Origin of the sequence: Candidatus Accumulibacter contiguus (assembly GCF_036625285.1) — a bacterium.
GTDB lineage: Bacteria > Pseudomonadota > Gammaproteobacteria > Burkholderiales > Rhodocyclaceae > Accumulibacter > Accumulibacter contiguus.
In genome coordinates this window covers 2,680,882-2,698,031 of the sequence record NZ_JAZKUC010000001.1, presented here as the reverse complement: position 1 = coordinate 2,698,031, position 17,150 = coordinate 2,680,882, and the positions used below count along the sequence as shown (strand labels likewise).

Here is a 17,150-nt window from a genome sequence, read left to right as displayed (position 1 = left end):
CTCATCAATTACTTGCCGGCCGCCGCTGGCCGGGACTCGACCGAATAATGCGCTCCGGCCTTGACGCCCGCACGTTCGAGCGAAGTGACCACGCGTTCGCCGGTGGTCAGGCCTTCGAGAACCTCTGTATATTCCCAGTTTGCGAGGCCGGTCTTCACCCGGCGTTCTTCGAGGCTACCGTCAGCGCCTGCGACCAGCACGCGACCGCCTTCGAGCAGCGCCGGGGTGGGAACGCGAACGGTCTGCTCGCGAACCGCCAGAATCACTTCGACATCGGCGCTATAGCCGACCAGGAGTCGGCCCGGTGCGCTCGGGTCATCGAGGGTGGCCTCGATATCGACGGTGCGCGCCTGCTTCTCGACCGCCGATACGTATGGCGCGACGCGCCTGACCCTGCCCGGAAAGGATTGCCGCGGCAGTGCGTCGAGGCTGATGCGGACCGGCTGTCCGGCGCTGATCCTGGGTGCATCGACCTCGTCCATCGGGGCCTTGACGTACAGGCACGAGTCGTCGATCAGGTCAATCGCCGGCGGCGTCGGCACGCCGGGCGGCGACGGCGTCGAGTATTCGCCGACTTCGCCGACAATCTTGGCGATGGTGCCGGCAAACGGCGCATAGAGTACCGTTCGTCCCTGCTCGACGCGCGTCAGGCGGACCTTCGCCTCGGCCTGTGCGAGGTCGGCGCGGGCGGCCTCGCAGCCGGCACGCCGGGCGATCGCCTCACTACGCGCGCTGTCCTCTCTGGCGGTCGAGACAAAACCTTTGGCGCGCAGCGCCGACTGCCGTTCGGCTTCGCGTTCGGCATTGGCAGCCACGGCGCAGGCCTCGCTGATGTGGTGGCGGGCAGTGGTGGTCTGTGCGATGGCCAATGCGCTTTGCGCCTGCTGGTCGTCGTTCCAGAGCTTCATCAGCAGTTGCCCCTTGCTGACGCGATCTCCCTCCTTGACTGCCAGGACCTCGATGCGGCCACCGGTAATCGTGGATAAGCGGGTGCGCTGACAGGCTTCAACCGTCCCGGCACGGGTATTGGCGATCGTCGATTCGACCAGGCCACGTTCGATCTCTTTCAGCACCACGGCGACCGGTTTCGGGCGGCTTGCCCACCAGACGCCGGCGGCAATCAGCAGCGATACCAGAAGCATGCTAACGGCGTAGCGTCGGCGGTGGCTCAGGGCCAGTCCTTCGGCAGCGGGGCGACCACGGTGAACATCAGCGCCGCAGCGCCCAGGATGTCGAGTTCACCGTAGAGGTACTTGTTGAACCGGTAGCCTATGCTGGGCACGAATCCCGGCGAGAAGCCCTTGTAGTTCATCGGTACCTTGTCTTCATACTCACCGACATAACCGTACAGGAGACCTGCTGTCCACTGCAGGTACCAGTTTTCGAAGCCGAAGGGGTTGACGTAACGCTGCCCGGCGTAGACGTAGGCGCTTGGCTGCCCGAAGGAGTTGGCAAACGCGACCCCACCGGCAAACCAGCGCCCTTCCAGAGCCTTGTTGAGTCCCAGCATGACCACCGGTTTGTGATCCTTGTCTGGATTGTAATGGACCGTGTATGGGCTGAAGGCCAGATCCCAGCCACCGGCAGCGATCCCTCGTTCCGGATCCTGGCTCAAGGCGGTCTGATCCATGGCGACAGCGGTCAATGGATTGCCGGAAGCCTCAACTGCGGTCATCGCAGGTTTCTGTACCGGTTTGTCTGGCAGGGTTTCCGCAGCAGCAAGCGGCGTCACCTTTGGCACGGGCCTGGTTGCAGCAGTGCTTGCGGCGGGCGGTGGCGCAGCAGACCCCCTGGTCGGCGCGGCGCCGGTCTTTCTGGTCGACTTGGGGACTGGTCGCAGTTCCTCGCCCTGCCTGCCAGCATCGCTGCCAGAAGCGCTGAGGTTGAGTTCACGCAGTCTGGACAGCTTGGACTGTGTCAATTTGCTTGCCGGGTCGAGCTGCAGTGCCTGACCATACGATTCGCTGGCGAGCCGGGCGTAAACGTCACCCAGGTTCTCGCGGGCGATGGCATATCCCGGATCCGTCCTGATGGCCATCTCGAGTGCGGTACGAGCCTTGTCCAACTGCTGCTCCTGGGCATACAGAACAGCCAGGTTGTTGTAGGGCTCCGGCAGTTCCGGATAGTCCTCGTTGAGCTTGCTGAACACGATCAAGGCTTCGCTCGGACGGCCCATTTCCATCAGGATCAATCCTTTGAGGAATCGCCCTTGCGCCTCTTTCGGCCTGCTCGCAATGTAGGCATCAAGCTTTGCGAGGGCCTCAGCCGATTGCCCCTGTTTCAATAGACGCCGCGCATCCGAGATCTCGTCTGCAATGGCTGGGGCGATCCAGCAGGCCAACAGGAGGCCGGCCATCACGGCAGGAAAGGGCGCCCGTAAAGGCTTGGGAGAGTTCGAGCGCATGCTTATGGTTTGCCTTGCCGTGGTTGGGCGTCACTTGAGCGGCCGATTCTAACAAGAAGTGCGTGCAAACCAAAATTCTGCCCTCTGCTGATTCGGAGGATGTGCGCTATAACGGCTTGTCCATCCAGAAGCGCCGTTGCGCGAAGCACGGCTATTCAGGACGTTTTTTCTTCATGGCGGCGCCGGTTCTTCCAGAAATTGATCGACAGATAGATCATGAAGCCGACAAAGGTGATGAAGCCGGCAATCTGGAAATACAAGGAGTAGTTGGTCCGATATCTGCCGGTCACGGGATCGTAGATCGAGCAGATGATTCTGACGCGCTGCATGAGTTCATTGAGAGTGCCGACTTCCGGTGGGATCGCCGAGCGTGTGATCAGAATCTTGAGTGGTTCGGCGATGTCCTCGGCAGTAAACTTTTCGCCATAGACCTGGCGGACGATCATCCCGTCGGCATCGACCATGGTCACCTGGTTGAGGTGATCGAAGCCAGCCGCAGTCGCGACAAAGCTGAAACCGAAATTGCGTGTCAGATCGCTGACGATCGCCGGGGCAGGGCTCAGGAATTCCCAGTTGGGCAGACGGATGCCGTATTGTCTGGCGAAGTCCTTCAACGCGGCCGGCGAGTCGAACGGCTGATTGAAACCGATGCTGATCATGTTGAAGCGATCGGCACCCATGACGCTGACCGTATTCTCGACGGCTTTCTGCAGGTTGCGGGTGGTCGTCGGGCAGACCTGGAAGCAGGCGGTGTAGATGAAGTTGACCAGCAGCGGCTTGCCTCGGTAACGCGACAGTTCGACCGGCTGGCCCTGGCGATCGAGGAGTACGAAGTCTCCGACCGCTTTGCCGATGGCGCTTTGCGAGAATTCGAAAGCAGCTTTTTCGTCGAGGGCCGTCAGTACCAGGCCGCTGTTGACTCCCTGTGGGCGAGCGGTGAGTTTGGGTTTCCCTGCCGCTGCGTCGTCGGCGACGAGCGGTGGCGCAGCGAGCAGGAAGATGGATGCAAGTAGCGCGTGAGAGAAGCGACTATTCACCGGAATGGGCAATGGACGAATCAGAAACCGGACTGCGCGTCGAGGATGGCCCCGAGCAGTACTAGTGTCAGCTGGATCAGCGAGGCGTGAAAGCAGATCATCGCCGACTTGCGGCAGGGGTCGCGAGTCAGTCGCCAGGCCTTCTGAATGAACAGGAAGCCGCCAACGATGGCGCCGACACCATAGATCGCGCCGAGGCCGAAGAGCAGTGGCAACAGGCTGGCTGCGACCAGCGCCAGAGTGCTGAGGAAAATCGTGTTCGCCGCTTGCTGATCGCCGACGACGACTGGCAGCATCGGCACGCCGGCGGCGGCATAGTCGTCCCGAAAAGCAATCGCCAGACTCCAGAAATGCGGTGGCGTCCATAGAAAGAGAACCAGTGCCAGCGCCAGCGGGACGACGCCGAGCTGCGGATTGGCGGCGGTGGCGCCGGCGAGCACCGCCCAACTCCCGGCCAGCCCGCCGAAGACGATGTTCAGCCAGGTACGCCGTTTTAGCCAAACCGTGTAAACGATGGCGTAGAAGAAAGCGCCGAGGAAGACAAACAGCGCCGACCAGGCATTCAGGGCGATCCAGGCGGCGCCGACCGACAGCGTCATCAGGGCGGCGATGACCAGCAACCAGACCGGTTCGTGCCGAAGTTCACCGGTGACGAAGGGTCGCTTGCTGGTTCGCGACATCAGCAGGTCGCTGTCGTGTTCGTAATACTGGTTGAAGGCACCGGCGCTGGCCGAGGAAAGCAGTACCGACAGGGTCAGCACGAGTAGCTGCAGCAGACTCAGGCTGGGGCCGGAGCTGACCGCCAGACCGGCAAGGGCGGTGAAGGTGATGACGACACCGATGCGCAGCTTGAACACGCCGAGAATGGCGCGGATGGGAAAGGTGCTGTTCGATGCGCGGATGGATGGCATGGGTGTCGATAGGGTAGCGGTCAAGGTGATGATCGGGTGGCCTGTGCGGTGGACCTGCTTGAATCGGGCCTGTGGTGACCAGGACCGATTGAGGCAGGCCCCCACGCCGATGGTGTGGGGGAGGTGCCAGATCAGCTGAGCAACCAGACTTCGGAAAGGTACTTCCAGTTGACGAAGTAGTAAAGGACGAAGCAGACGAACAGCAGCAGCGCCAGGACGACGGTGCCCGGAACCGGGACGTGGTCGCTACCGTGTGCCACCGCCGAAGCGGCCTGGGTGTTACCCGGGATCGGCGTCGGCCGGTCGGATACCTTGCCGCCGTCGAGTTTCTTGCCGAACAGCAGCGAACCGACGACGAGCAGGATCCACAGCCCACCGCCAATCACGGCGATGACGCCGAAGATCCCGGTCAGACCCATCATCAGGTAGGCGGCACCCGGCCATTCATACTGGAACGGTGCGCCCGAGAAAGCCATGTCCCAGTGCCGGCGGGAGACGCCGAGCGTTCCGGCGCCCATCATCACCAGTCCGAGTACCGACATGCTGATGCCGAACAGGTAAGGCTGGATCTGGCAAAGCTTCGGCAGGATCATTTCGCGCCGGAACAGGACCGGCACCAGCAGATAGGTGATCGACATGAATGCCAGCGTCGTGCCGGTCACCACCGTGGTATGGAAGTGGCCCGGAACATAGAAGGTGTTGTGCATCAGCATGTTGATCTGCTCGGTACCGAGCACGACCCCCGAGATGCCGCCGAGAAAACCGAAGCTGACCAGCGAGATGAACATGCCGGAGAACACCGGGTTGCCCCAGGGCGCTTTGCGCAGCCATTCGAACAGGCCGTTGGTGTAACCTTTGCGCCGCTGTGCCGCTTCGATCGCTCCAGGAACCGTAAAGCCGTGGATCATCGATGCCATCACCGCAAAGTACATGAAGTAAGAGGTATTGAGCACCTTCCATTCGGCGCTCATGCCGGGGTCGGAGAGCAGGTGGTGTGCGCTGGCGAGCTGCAGGAACAGGATGTAGAGCAGGAAGGCGAAGCGCGACACCTTCTCGGACAAGGGCTTGGCTCCGAAGATCACGGCGGCGGTCAGGTACCAGACGGAAACGTGCGCAGCGACGTTGATCTGCTGCGATGAGTGTCCCAGACCCCACCACACCATGCGATACAGCTGCGCGTCGATTTCCTTGATCAGTCCGACCGACCACAGGAAGGTCGGCAGCAGGATGCCGGCGCCAGCGAGAATCGTGAAGGTGGCGATGATCGCTGCGGTGAGCGCACCGAAAGTCACCAGCGGCAGTGAGCCCTGATAGGTCTTGTCCTTCTTGGCGACGACCAGTGTGCCGAAGAAGACGGCGACGCCGAGGAGCGCGCCGACAGCGACCAGGATGATCCCCAGGTAGAAGTGGGGGGCGGCCTGCATCGGCACATAAGAGGTGAACATCACGCTCGACTCGCCCTGGAAGATGGCGACGTTGGCCATGATGCCGCCGACGACCATCAGCCAGAAACCGAGCCAGGCGATCTTCGGCGTTGCCAGCCGGCAGCGCAGCAGCGTCGATGAGGCAAAGTAGAGAACGGCCATTTCGAAGAACAGGATCCACAGGATCAGCATGTCGATGCCGTGGGCAGTGAGAATCAGGTAGAACTGGTCGGCCGGCAGCAGCTTGATCGCCGGCCAGCGGGTGAGGATGACCAGCAGGGCGGTGATGCCACCGACGAGCAGCCAGAGGACGCCGGCGACGGCGTTCCAGCGCATCAGTTTCTCGGCCTGGTCCTCGAATTGCAGTCCGGAGACGGGACAGGTACGGTAGGTCGTTGCCATCTTGTTTGTTCCTCCCTTATTTCACGTAGATACGGCCGAGCATCGAATGGTGACCGATGCCGCAGTATTCGTTGCAGACGATGGCGTAAGTGCCTTCCTTGGTCGGCGTCATCTTGACGACGTGCTCGTAGCCCGGGATGACCTGGATGTTGATATTGACGGGCTGCAGCGAGAAGCCATGGTTGTAATCCATTGACGAGAGGTGGATCTTGTAGGTCTGCCCCTTCTCCAGTTCAAGGATCGGATACCATGCCCACAGCCGGGCGATCAGGTAACCGTCACCGCCAGCGGGTACCTTGACCACGGGGATGTTCTGATCGGTTTCGGTACGGACGGTGTTTTCGGCGATGAACTTCTCGGCCTTGGCGGCGAACATCTCGGGGGTGGTTTTATAGGCTTCATTGGACAAGTTCTGCTTGCCGTAAACATGCCAGTAAATCATCATCGCGAACATGATCATCCCCCAGACGAAAGCGATCGCGATCCATGCCCATTCGACCTTGTCGATGGGTTGCTTCCACCAGAGCCGATCCGACGGCGGCAGAATTGCACTCATAATTGACTCTCCCTGAAGTGACTGATTGGCTTACTTGGCGAGCGGCGTATTCATGATGTCGATGATGCCCCACAGGATGTAGAGCAGACCTGGTGACGCCACGCCGAGAAACAGCAGCAGGAAGTGGTTGTCCAGCAGCTTCTGCATGAACGGAACGTCATCATCGTTGTTGACGGCCATGTTTGTATCCTCCATCAATGATTTGCGCTTGTGGCGGCTGGTAAGTTGCGGATTAGGACGAATTTCTTGGGCCTTCCGGGCACAATTGGGCAAAGGATACCTGCAGCCGAGCTGCCATTGATTTGATTCAGGTCAAGAACCGGGAAACCCGATGCTGGTCGGCAAAGCCAGCAGGCATGGGCATCGCAGGGTTGCGGCTGCGACCCAGGGTCGCAGGCCGCCGGAAGGATGGGAGAGCATCGCAAAGGGCATATAATCCGTGGCTTCGCTTTTTACCCGGTGATCGGTCATGGATCAAGTTGCTCGCCGACAAGTTGCGCTCTGGCTGCTGATTTGCAGTGCCATGGTTTTCGCCATTCTGGTGGTCGGTGGCGTCACGCGTCTGACCCATTCCGGCCTGTCGATCGTCGAGTGGCAGCCGATTGTCGGCATCATCCCACCGCTCAATCCGACCGAATGGGATGAGGCCTTCGAGAAATACAAGAAGACCCCGGAATATCAGCAGGTCAACCACCAGATGAAGCTCGAAGAGTTCAAGAGCATTTTCTATTGGGAGTACTGGCACCGCGTTCTCGGACGTCTGATCGGGATGGTCTTCCTGCTGCCGTTCCTCTACTTCTGGTTGCGAGGCAGGATTGCACCGCCGCTGATCCCGAAGCTGCTGGGGATCTTCGTGCTCGGGGGCCTGCAGGGAGCGATGGGCTGGTACATGGTCAAGAGCGGCCTGGTCGACGACCCGCGCGTCAGTCACTATCGACTGACCGCGCATTTGTCGCTGGCTTTCCTGATTTTTCTGTCGATGTTCTGGGTGGCGCTGGGTCTGCTCACCGAGCGTAGCCGGGTCAGTCGTGATGTTGCGCTACAAGGGCTGCAGCGGACCGGTTTCTGGTTGACGATCCTGGTCGGCTATATGGTCATCAGCGGCGGCTTTGTCGCCGGCATTCGCGCCGGCAAGGCCTACAACAGCTTTCCACTGATGAACGGGCACGTGCTGCCGCCGGAAAGCTTTCTCATCGATCCCTGGTATTTGAATTTCTTCAACAACATGGCGCTGGTCCAGTTTGACCATCGCCTGGGCGCCTGGCTGCTGGCCTTTCTGGTGCCCTGGTTCTGGTGGAAGATCAGGAATGCGGCCGTTTCCGCTTCGGCTCGCCTGGCGGCAACGCTGTTGTTGGGAGGGGTGTTCATCCAGATCGCGCTGGGCATCGCCACCCTGCTGCTGGCGGTTCCGGTGGGCTTGGGGGCTGCGCATCAAGGCGGGGCGATGGTCGTCCTCGGCTTGCTGCTGTGGTTGAACCACGAACTTCGGGCGGCGCGCTTGCCGGGCGACTCAGCCTGACTCCGAGCCAGGCCTGCGTCTGAGGAATGTCCGGGCGACCGCGCTGTTGTTGGCAGTCCTCTCGCTGCCTGTCAGCGAGCTACACCGAGAACGAGGAACCGCAACCGCAGGTCGAAGAGGCGTTCGGGTTCTTGATTACAAACTGCGAACCTTCCAGCCCTTCCGTGTAGTCGATTTCGGCGCCGACCAGATACTGATAGCTCATCGGGTCGACCAGCAAAGTGACGCCGTTCTTTTGCAGCGCGGTATCGTCGTCGTTGGCCACCTCGTCAAAGGTGAACCCATACTGGAAACCCGAACACCCGCCGCCGGTTACAAACACCCGCAGTTTCAGATCCGGGTTGCCTTCTTCTTCGATCAACTCTTTCACCTTGCCAGCCGCGCTGTCGGTAAAAACAAAGGGCATCGGCATGTCTGTCGCTACATTCATTACATTATTCTCCAAAATCTGATATCTGCGCCGATTCGAGCCAGGATCGGTCAGTTGTGGCCAGTTTGTGTGCTACGGTTCTGATGCCTGCCTGATCGGACAGGCGCTTGTCAAGCAGCATGACGCTCTTCAACGTCAAATCAGACAGGTCTGCTTGCGAGGAGTTCCAGAGGTTCCAGAGGTTCCAGGACTCCGATCGCATCCATGTCGATGCCCCTGATCATAACATTTTTGTGCTTGCACCTTGCGGACCGGTTCAGGTTCAGGGAAACACCGCCAGTTGCCAGAGCCCTGTGGTTTCGGGCAGGCCGAACATGATGTTCATGTTTTGCACCGCCTGGCCTGCGGCGCCTTTGACGAGGTTGTCGATTACCGAGAGCACAACCAGAACATTCCCCTCTTGTGGGCGATGCACCGCGATACGACAGATGTTTGCGGCCCGCACCGAGCGTGTATCGGGATGTGAGCCCGGCGGCAGGACATCGACAAAAGGCTCGTCCTGGTAACGCGTGTCAAAGATTGCCTGAAAGTCGGCCTCATCCTTGATGCGCGCGTAGAGGGTGGCGTGAATGCCACGGATCAAGGGAGTCAGGTGAGGAACAAAGGTCAATCCGACCGGGCTGCCAGCCATTCTCGACAGGCCCTGCCGAATCTCCGGCAGATGTCGGTGACCGGGGACGGCATAGGCCTTGAAATTGTCGGCAGCTTCCGAGAAGAGGGTTGGAATCTCGGCCTTGCGTCCGGCCCCGGAGACGCCCGATTTGGCGTCTGCGACCAGATGATCCAGTTCGACCACACCGGCTTCGAGCAGCGGCAGGAAACCCAATTGCACCGCCGTTGGGTAACAGCCTGGATTGGCTAGCAGACGAGCGTTGCGGATGTCGGCCCGGTCGTACTCCGGTAGTCCATAGACTGCATCGGCGACCCATTCCGGGCTGCTGTGCTGCATCCCGTACCACTGGCTCCACTCGGCGACATTTCTGATGCGGAAATCAGCGGCGAGGTCGATCACGCGCACCCCGGCGTCGAGCAGTGCCGGTGCCTGCTGCATGGCCACGCCGTTGGGTGTGGCGAAGAAGACCACATCACAGTCCTGTAGATTGGCTCTGGCCGGATCTTCAAACTGCAAGCTCAGTCGTCGGCGTAAGCTCGGGAACATGCTCGAGACTGCCGTTCCAGCATCTCCACGAGAGGTGATGGCAACGAGTTGCACTTCTGGATGCTGCGCCAGCAGCCGCAATAATTCGACGCCGGTGTAGCCAGTGCCTCCGACGATTCCAACCTTGATCATAAGAGTCTCCACGAGAGCCGGCAATGATAGCTCCCAGCCCCAGAAAATACAAAAGCCGCCCAAAGGCGGCTCTCGCTGTGCAAGGGATGCGATCAGCGCTTGGAGAACTGCTTGCGCCGGCGGGCCTTGTGAAAACCAACTTTTTTGCGCTCAACTTCACGAGCGTCACGAGTGACGAAACCTGCTTTGGAAAGCGCCGGTTTGAGCGACAGGTCGTAGGCAATCAGTGCCCGCGTAATGCCATGCCGAACCGCGCCAGCCTGGCCGGACTCGCCGCCACCGGCGACGTTGACGAGAATGTCAAAGCCTGTCGTCTGCTCGACCAATTGCAGTGGCTGCCGAACAATCATGCGCCCCGTAACTCGAGAGAAGAATTCATCGACCGGTTTGCCATTGACGACGAACTTGCCGCTGCCGGGCTTCATGAAGACGCGCGCGACGGCGCACTTTCTCCGTCCCGTGCCATAGAAGTAATTTTCAGCCATTGTGACCCCTTAGAGTTCCAGAACTTTTGGCTGCTGGGCAGCGTGCGGATGCGTTGCGCCGGCGTAGCACTTCATTTTCTTGAGCATTGCGTAACCGAGCGGTCCCTTGGGGAGCATGCCCTTCACGGCCTGTTCAAGGACGCGCCCCGGGAAACGCTGCTGCATCTTGGTGAAGTTCGTTTCGTAGATTCCCCCCGGGTGGCCCGAGTGGCGATAGTATTTCTTGTCATCAGCCTTGTTGCCAGTGACGCGCAACTTCTCGACATTGGTGACGACAATGTAGTCACCGGTATCCACATGCGGAGTGAATTCGGGTTTGTGCTTTCCACGCAGGCGGCGAGCAATTTCGGTCGCAAGGCGACCCAGCACCTTGTCGGTGGCATCAACCAGAAGCCATTCGCGTGACACTTCGTGCGGTTTGGCAGAGAAAGTCTTCATCAAGAACGCCGTCCTTTTTTGCCTGATAACGGAAAGCCCGACATGGTATTGCAAGTCAGCGACTGGTGTCAATTGCTGTTTCGCCCATTCCCACGGTAAATTTGTTCTCAAGAAGCTCTCGATCCGGTGAGTGAGTTTTTCGTCATACGCAAGGAGTCGAAGACGAGGCGGGTCCGGAAGGAAAGCAAACGCATCATTTCGGCAATGGATTGCGAAGGTTTCTGGAAGGACTTGAGGATGCCGACGGCGAAGCGTCGGAGGCGAGTGACGTTTTCCGGGCCGAAGCCGGTCCGGATTCGGGAACGGTCCTCGTCGTAGTTTCAGTCGATGATGTAGTGAACGCTCTCGACACTCCAGTGCCCTCGGTTGGTGGCCAGTACGCGTTGCGGAGAGGCTTCTTGCGGCGTGCGACTGGTAATCCCCAGTGCGATCTCACGCGCGTACTGACCGGTTTTTTTCTCGATGATTTCCCGCTCGATCAGAAAGACCTGAGCGACGTGGGGGAAGGGGATGTAGGCATTGAGTGCGGTGCTGCACCAAATGCTCCGCGTCTCTATGCGACCGTGATCGAGAGGTGTGATCTCGACGAAGTCTGGTTTTTGGCGCTTCTCAAACAGCAAAGCGATATCACGTTCCAGCGTGGGCTGGTTACCTTTTCCGGTGAAATGGTAGTGCGCCTGCTGCTCGACCAGATAGGTAGCCAGCGCGCGTTGGGTCAGCAGAGCATCCGCCGTGATGTCCTTGCCGGCCAGGTCGCAGGTTTTGAGCAAGGGGATCGCCATGCCGATTTCGTTGGTCCGCTTTTGCTCGTCGCTTCCTGCTACCGGTAAGGTGCCGACTTTTTTTGGGCGTAACAGGTCTTCGAGTCATGCCCGACCACGCTCAGGATGTGCGCCTGCTCTCCTGTCTCGTCGATGGCCTTTTTCATCGTCTTTCCGTCCAGCGCCAGCGCCTCGTCTTGCGTCCCCCAGGCCTGGTTCCAGGTGTTGAGTGCGCCATCCATCGCATCCGGTTCAATACGAACCAGGCAGTCGCGAATGACGGACTCGCTGGGGACCAGGTACTGTCCCTTCTCGCGCCGACAGCCAAATCGTTCGCGCGCTTTCTGTCCCAAGGCATCGGCCCAGTTCGAGATGGCCTTGTAGCCGCGCATGCCGCACAGCGTCGCACCGGCCGCAATGCCCAGCACCACGGGCAGGCGATGGCGGCGTCCTTGCGCACGGCGGGGATCGGGAATCCTCGTAAAACACTGCGGCAACTGGCGCATCTGGTCGGCGTTGAGCATGATCTTGGCGGCTCCTGTGAGTTGAAGGTGTGCCCGGTCAGGGTGGGTCAATTGCACTTGGGGCGTGCGGCATAGGGGACGAACAAAGACGCGTTTGGGGGCCTCGGCTTCGGCGCTGTAACCTTCCCGGGTCCGTCGATACCCTTGCGTCAGCCCCAGTTCAATCCAGTTGGCCGCACGATAAACGCCCCCATGAAACTGCCTGGGATCGACAAAGGTCTCCAGCAACAGCAACGGATGACCAAAGCGTGCCTGCCAGTCCGCGACGACCCGGCGTTCAGTCAGCGAGAGCACTCGTGAGCCGACATTTGGCCAATGCCACTCGGGAAGAATCAAAAAGCGACTATTGTTGGCGATCAGCTTGAGCCGCCCATACTGCGAGCGAAAGTCCCAGCCGATCCACCGGTCACGTACACCACATTTCAGGGCAGCCGCTGAAATACTCAGTTGCGCCACCCACTGTTCACGCCACGTCGCCACGTACCACACCGTTTCACCAATCTTCGCCAGCGCACCAAGGTAGTGGTGGCGCGCCATCTGCTCTTGATAGCGCTCCTCCTCGCTTCGTTCTACCGGGCGCACTTGCACCTCCGAGAGCGCTTCGCTTGTGAATTTCCCCCAGTCCATCTTCTGCGTTATACCAAGAATCTTCGGTCTTGTTCAGCATCCCCCCCTAACTCCCTGATTTCGGGAATCATCCCTCAATGGACAAATTCACCGTGGCCTGCATCATCGTGCAGATTGCACGCCGGCGAGACGGCATGTTAGAGTCGCGAGCAGGATCTCGATGCCTCGAGACCTCGTTAACGGCTAGGAGAACATTATGGTATTTGGTCCGCATCGACGATTTCTTGCCGCGCTGGCAGCCGGCATCATTACTTTGCTTGCTGGTATCACTTCAGCGCGCGCATCCGTCATTTCCTCGACGCCAACTTTGCCGGTCCTCGACGTTCCGTACGCAGCTTCGTTCGGCGTTGGCTGCTTTCCTTTGGCAGGCGCCTGTGTCGTGCCAGGGACGATCACGCTGACGTCGCTCGTGTCGTCGACCTTCGGCCCATCAGGCCAGGACATCGTCGCAAACGCGTCGTACATCGGCACTTTGACTACCTTGGCAGGTGTTCCGATCGGGCCGGTGAACCTGTCCGGCACACTCGAGGAAGAAGTCATCGGGCGCACATCCCCGACCGAACTCGGCATCTGGTCGACCAAACTGCTCGCGCTTTCACTGAGCGGCCCCGCGCTCGGACACACCTTGATGGTGACGCTGGATCCTGCGGTGTTATCTACCGGTTTTTCGTCGATCGTGCCAGATAGCGGACAAGCGAATAGGTTCAGGATTGACAGTTTCTTTGACGTGTTTGTCGAGCTGACGCTCGATGGCCCTACGCCCTTGACAGCCAAGCGCGGTCCGCTGCACCTGTCGCTTGTGCCCGAGCCGTCGACCTGGCTACTGCTCATCGGTGGCGTCGCTGGTCTGGGTTTCGTGAGGCAGCGGCAGCACGCCGCGTAAGCGTTCATTTGGCTCGGCGAGCGTCCGGGTGAGGATGGCACCCGGACGCTGCTGGCCTGACCCGTTGAGTGACGGGTCACGCAAACGGGGTCACCCATTAGCCGGCCCCTGTCAATAGGGTAAAACAATCTCTCCACGGTAATTTGTTCTCAAGAAGCTCTCGATCCGGTGAGTGAGTTTTTCGTCATACGCAAGGAGTCGAAGACGAGGCGGGTCCGGAAGGAAAGCAAACGCATCATTTCGGCAATGGATTGCGAAGGTTTCTGGAAGGACTTGAGGATGCCGACGGCGAAGCGTCGGAGGCGAGTGACGTTTTCCGGGCCGAAGCCGGTCCGGATTCGGGAACGGTCCTCGTCGTAGTTTCAGTCGATGATGTAGTGAACGCTCTCGACACTCCAGTGCCCTCGGTTGGTGGCCAGTACGCGTTGCGGAGAGGCTTCTTGCGGCGTGCGACTGGTAATCCCCAGTGCGATCTCACGCGCGTACTGACCGGTTTTTTTCTCGATGATTTCCCGCTCGATCAGAAAGACCTGAGCGACGTGGGGGAAGGGGATGTAGGCATTGAGTGCGGTGCTGCACCAAATGCTCCGCGTCTCTATGCGACCGTGATCGGGAGGTGTGATCTCGACGAAGTCTGGTTTTTGGCGCTTCTCAAACAGCAAAGCGATATCACGTTCCAGCGTGGGCTGGTTACCTTTTCCGGTGAAATGGTAGTGCGCCTGCTGCTCGACCAGATAGGTAGCCAGCGCGCGTTGGGTCAGCAGAGCATCCGCCGTGATGTCCTTGCCGGCCAGGTCGCAGGTTTTGAGCAAGGGGATCGCCATGCCGATTTCGTTGGTCCGCTTTTGCTCGTCACTTCCTGCTACCGGTAAGGTGCCGACTTTTTTTGGGCGTAACAGGTCTTCGAGTCATGCCCGACCACGCTCAGGATGTGCGCCTGCTCTCCTGTCTCGTCGATGGCCTTTTTCATCGTCTTTCCGTCCAGCGCCAGCGCCTCGTCTTGCGTCCCCCAGGCCTGGTTCCAGGTGTTGAGTGCGCCATCCATCGCATCCGGTTCAATACGAACCAGGCAGTCGCGAATGACGGACTCGCTGGGGACCAGGTACTGTCCCTTCTCGCGCCGACAGCCAAATCGTTCGCGCGCTTTCTGTCCCAAGGCATCGGCCCAGTTCGAGATGGCCTTGTAGCCGCGCATGCCGCACAGCGTCGCACCGGCCGCAATGCCCAGCACCACGGGCAGGCGATGGCGGCGTCCTTGCGCACGGCGGGGATCGGGAATCCTCGTAAAACACTGCGGCAACTGGCGCATCTGGTCGGCGTTGAGCATGATCTTGGCGGCTCCTGTGAGTTGAAGGTGTGCCCGGTCAGGGTGGGTCAATTGCACTTGGGGCGTGCGGCATAGGGGACGAACAAAGACGCGTTTGGGGGCCTCGGCTTCGGCGCTGTAACCTTCCCGGGTCCGTCGATACCCTTGCGTCAGCCCCAGTTCAATCCAGTTGGCCGCACGATAAACGCCCCCATGAAACTGCCTGGGATCGACAAAGGTCTCCAGCAACAGCAACGGATGACCAAAGCGTGCCTGCCAGTCCGCGACGACCCGGCGTTCAGTCAGCGAGAGCACTCGTGAGCCGACATTTGGCCAATGCCACTCGGGAAGAATCAAAAAGCGACTATTGTTGGCGATCAGCTTGAGCCGCCCATACTGCGAGCGAAAGTCCCAGCCGATCCACCGGTCACGTACACCACATTTCAGGGCAGCCGCTGAAATACTCAGTTGCGCCACCCACTGTTCACGCCACGTCGCCACGTACCACACCGTTTCACCAATCTTCGCCAGCGCACCAAGGTAGTGGTGGCGCGCCATCTGCTCTTGATAGCGCTCCTCCTCGCTTCGTTCTACCATTCCTTCATTCCTTCCGGGGCAATTGACCAGAACGGTTCAAACTGGCTATACTCCACAGGTTTTTTCGGCGTGCTCCAGCCTGCGACTGTCCGGCGCTGGGTCGAACAAGAGGTGATATGGACTATCTTTTTTCTGTGGTGCTGGCGGTGCACATTCTGGCGGCGATCGGCGTGATCGGCCTGGTTCTGGTTCAGCACGGAAAAGGCGCCGACATGGGCGCTGCTTTTGGTAGCGGTGCTTCCGGAAGCCTGTTCGGCGCCACCGGTTCCGCCAACTTCCTGAGTCGCGCTACTGCCGTTCTGGCGACGGTGTTTTTTTTGACCAGCATGTCGCTTGCCTATCTGGCATCGAGCAAACCAAAAACGACTGGCAGTGTGATGCAGGATGCGGTAAACTCCAGGCCTGTTTCAGCGCCGCCTGCGAGTGGCGTTGAGCAGGGAACAGGTCTGGCGGGTCCCGATTCGAAGGCCAAGGATATTCCCAAGTAATCTGGTTTCAAGGTGGCGGCGAGAGATGCAGGATTCCTCGGTTGACTCGTCCGCTGTCCGTGGTAGTGCCGACGTGGTGAAATTGGTATACACGCTATCTTGAGGGGGTAGTGACTTAGGTCGTATGAGTTCGAGTCTCATCGTCGGCACCAGGAGAAGCCATCCGGTCGGGTGGCTGAAGTCTGAAATGAGCACTTGTGGGGCGGATCATGCTGGAAAGCTATTTCCCGGTATTTGTCTTCATACTGATTGGCATTGCCTTTGGTATTGCGCCCGTCGTGACTGGCCTGGTGGTCGCGCCGCATCGCCCGGACAGCGAAAAGCTCTCTCCTTACGAGTGTGGCTTCGAGGCTTTCGAAGATGCACGCATGAAGTTCGACGTGCGTTATTACCTGATCGCCATCATCTTCATCCTTTTCGACCTTGAAGTGGCCTTTCTGTTGCCCTGGGCGACGATCTTCAAGGAAATCACGCAGACCGATTCGGTCCGGTGGTTCGGTTTCATCGAGATGCTGGTCTTCATCGCCATCCTCGTCGTGGGTTACATCTACGCCTGGGCCAAAGGCGCGCTGGATTGGGAGTGAGTGATGGGCATTGAAGGCATTCTTCAGGAAGGCTTCGTCACCACCACGGCCGACAAGCTGATCAATTACGTTCGAACCGGTTCGATTTGGCCGATGAGCTTCGGGCTCGCCTGCTGCGCCATCGAGATGATTCATGCCGGTTGCTCGCGCTATGATCTGGACCGTTTTGGAATCGTTTTTCGCCCCAGCCCTCGGCAGTCCGATGTGATGGTCGTTGCCGGGACTCTGACCAACAAAATGGCGCCAGCGATGCGCAAAGTTTACGATCAGATGGCCGAGCCGCGCTGGGTGGTTTCGATGGGTTCCTGCGCCAATGGTGGCGGTTACTATCATTACGCGTACTCCGTGGTACGCGGTTGCGATCGGATCGTTCCTGTCGACATCTACGTTCCGGGTTGCCCTCCGACTGCCGAGGCGTTGATCTACGGCCTGATTCAGTTACAGAACAAGATTCGTCGGACCAGTACCATCGCCCGCTGAAAA

At 59.6% G+C, this 17,150-nt stretch carries 20 protein-coding genes and 1 tRNA gene; 6 read left to right on the top strand and 15 right to left on the bottom strand.

Annotated elements, in window-relative coordinates:
• Window positions 1–8: 8 nt before the first annotated feature.
• The 7 genes from V5B59_RS13160 to V5B59_RS13130 form a co-directional block, all read right to left on the bottom strand.
• Entirely contained in the window at window positions 9–1,142 is a 1,134-nt protein-coding gene (locus tag V5B59_RS13160; RefSeq protein WP_169070169.1) for an efflux RND transporter periplasmic adaptor subunit, read from the bottom strand.
• A 26-nt stretch (window positions 1,143–1,168) separates the two neighbouring features.
• Window positions 1,169–2,404: a tetratricopeptide repeat protein gene (locus tag V5B59_RS13155; protein ID WP_169070168.1), complete on the bottom strand. Its 1,236-nt coding sequence runs from the start codon at window positions 2,402–2,404 to the stop codon at window positions 1,169–1,171.
• Window positions 2,405–2,559: 155 nt separating this feature from the next.
• Window positions 2,560–3,441 carry an SCO family protein gene (locus V5B59_RS13150; protein WP_332351961.1) on the bottom strand — a complete coding sequence of 294 codons (882 nt, stop codon included), beginning with the start codon at window positions 3,439–3,441 and terminating at the stop codon, window positions 2,560–2,562.
• Between the two features lie 20 nt (window positions 3,442–3,461).
• Window positions 3,462–4,352 carry a heme o synthase gene (gene cyoE / locus V5B59_RS13145; protein ID WP_169070167.1) on the bottom strand — a complete coding sequence of 297 codons (891 nt, stop codon included), beginning with the start codon at window positions 4,350–4,352 and terminating at the stop codon, window positions 3,462–3,464.
• 131 nt (window positions 4,353–4,483) lie between these two features.
• Entirely contained in the window at window positions 4,484–6,178 is a 1,695-nt protein-coding gene (locus V5B59_RS13140; RefSeq protein ID WP_169070166.1) for a cbb3-type cytochrome c oxidase subunit I, read from the bottom strand.
• 16 nt (window positions 6,179–6,194) lie between these two features.
• On the bottom strand, window positions 6,195–6,734 hold the full coding sequence (locus tag V5B59_RS13135) for a cytochrome C oxidase subunit II (protein WP_169070165.1): 540 nt from the start codon (window positions 6,732–6,734) through the stop codon (window positions 6,195–6,197).
• A gap of 30 nt (window positions 6,735–6,764) precedes the next feature.
• On the bottom strand, window positions 6,765–6,914 hold the full coding sequence (locus V5B59_RS13130) for a hypothetical protein (RefSeq protein ID WP_169070164.1): 150 nt from the start codon (window positions 6,912–6,914) through the stop codon (window positions 6,765–6,767).
• Window positions 6,915–7,203: 289 nt separating this feature from the next.
• Between V5B59_RS13130 and V5B59_RS13125 the strand changes: the two genes are divergently transcribed.
• A complete protein-coding gene (locus tag V5B59_RS13125; protein ID WP_169070163.1) occupies window positions 7,204–8,253 on the top strand; it encodes a COX15/CtaA family protein in 1,050 nt (349 codons plus the stop codon).
• Between the two features lie 79 nt (window positions 8,254–8,332).
• Here V5B59_RS13125 and erpA read toward each other — a convergent pair whose 3' ends face one another.
• The 6 genes from erpA to V5B59_RS13095 all read right to left on the bottom strand — a co-directional run bounded on the left by erpA (window position 8,333) and on the right by V5B59_RS13095 (window position 12,764).
• Entirely contained in the window at window positions 8,333–8,683 is a 351-nt protein-coding gene (gene erpA / locus V5B59_RS13120) for an iron-sulfur cluster insertion protein ErpA (protein ID WP_034917153.1), read from the bottom strand.
• A 262-nt stretch (window positions 8,684–8,945) separates the two neighbouring features.
• A complete protein-coding gene (gene argC, locus V5B59_RS13115) occupies window positions 8,946–9,974 on the bottom strand; it encodes an N-acetyl-gamma-glutamyl-phosphate reductase (RefSeq protein WP_169070162.1) in 1,029 nt (342 codons plus the stop codon).
• A gap of 92 nt (window positions 9,975–10,066) precedes the next feature.
• A complete protein-coding gene (gene rpsI / locus V5B59_RS13110) occupies window positions 10,067–10,459 on the bottom strand; it encodes a 30S ribosomal protein S9 (RefSeq protein ID WP_034917147.1) in 393 nt (130 codons plus the stop codon).
• Between the two features lie 9 nt (window positions 10,460–10,468).
• Window positions 10,469–10,897 carry a 50S ribosomal protein L13 gene (gene rplM, locus V5B59_RS13105; protein WP_332351959.1) on the bottom strand — a complete coding sequence of 143 codons (429 nt, stop codon included), beginning with the start codon at window positions 10,895–10,897 and terminating at the stop codon, window positions 10,469–10,471.
• Between the two features lie 320 nt (window positions 10,898–11,217).
• Window positions 11,218–11,679 (bottom strand): ISAs1 family transposase, encoded by a 462-nt coding sequence (locus V5B59_RS13100; protein WP_332351958.1) that lies wholly within the window; start codon window positions 11,677–11,679, stop codon window positions 11,218–11,220.
• A 38-nt stretch (window positions 11,680–11,717) separates the two neighbouring features.
• Window positions 11,718–12,764 carry a Druantia anti-phage system protein DruA gene (locus V5B59_RS13095; protein WP_332351957.1) on the bottom strand — a complete coding sequence of 349 codons (1,047 nt, stop codon included), beginning with the start codon at window positions 12,762–12,764 and terminating at the stop codon, window positions 11,718–11,720.
• Window positions 12,765–13,005: 241 nt separating this feature from the next.
• Between V5B59_RS13095 and V5B59_RS13090 the strand changes: the two genes are divergently transcribed.
• Window positions 13,006–13,692, top strand: coding sequence for a PEP-CTERM sorting domain-containing protein (locus V5B59_RS13090; RefSeq protein WP_332351956.1), 687 nt, complete (start codon window positions 13,006–13,008; stop codon window positions 13,690–13,692).
• Window positions 13,693–14,054: 362 nt separating this feature from the next.
• Here V5B59_RS13090 and V5B59_RS13085 read toward each other — a convergent pair whose 3' ends face one another.
• Together V5B59_RS13085 and V5B59_RS13080 are read right to left on the bottom strand one after the other, a co-directional pair.
• On the bottom strand, window positions 14,055–14,516 hold the full coding sequence (locus V5B59_RS13085) for an ISAs1 family transposase (RefSeq protein ID WP_332351955.1): 462 nt from the start codon (window positions 14,514–14,516) through the stop codon (window positions 14,055–14,057).
• Window positions 14,517–14,554: 38 nt separating this feature from the next.
• Window positions 14,555–15,595, bottom strand: a complete 1,041-nt coding sequence (locus V5B59_RS13080) for a Druantia anti-phage system protein DruA (protein WP_332351954.1) — start codon at window positions 15,593–15,595, stop codon at window positions 14,555–14,557.
• A 116-nt stretch (window positions 15,596–15,711) separates the two neighbouring features.
• Between V5B59_RS13080 and secG the strand changes: the two genes are divergently transcribed.
• The 4 genes from secG (at window position 15,712) to V5B59_RS13060 (ending at window position 17,147) form a co-directional block, all read left to right on the top strand.
• Window positions 15,712–16,083 (top strand): preprotein translocase subunit SecG, encoded by a 372-nt coding sequence (secG, locus tag V5B59_RS13075; protein ID WP_034914542.1) that lies wholly within the window; start codon window positions 15,712–15,714, stop codon window positions 16,081–16,083.
• Between the two features lie 67 nt (window positions 16,084–16,150).
• A tRNA-Leu gene (locus V5B59_RS13070) sits at window positions 16,151–16,235 on the top strand.
• A 57-nt stretch (window positions 16,236–16,292) separates the two neighbouring features.
• Window positions 16,293–16,667, top strand: coding sequence for an NADH-quinone oxidoreductase subunit A (locus tag V5B59_RS13065; RefSeq protein ID WP_034914540.1), 375 nt, complete (start codon window positions 16,293–16,295; stop codon window positions 16,665–16,667).
• 3 nt (window positions 16,668–16,670) lie between these two features.
• The gene (locus tag V5B59_RS13060; protein WP_169070160.1) at window positions 16,671–17,147 is read left to right on the top strand and encodes a NuoB/complex I 20 kDa subunit family protein; all 477 of its coding nucleotides are present in this window, start codon (window positions 16,671–16,673) and stop codon (window positions 17,145–17,147) included.
• Window positions 17,148–17,150 lie beyond the last annotated feature (3 nt).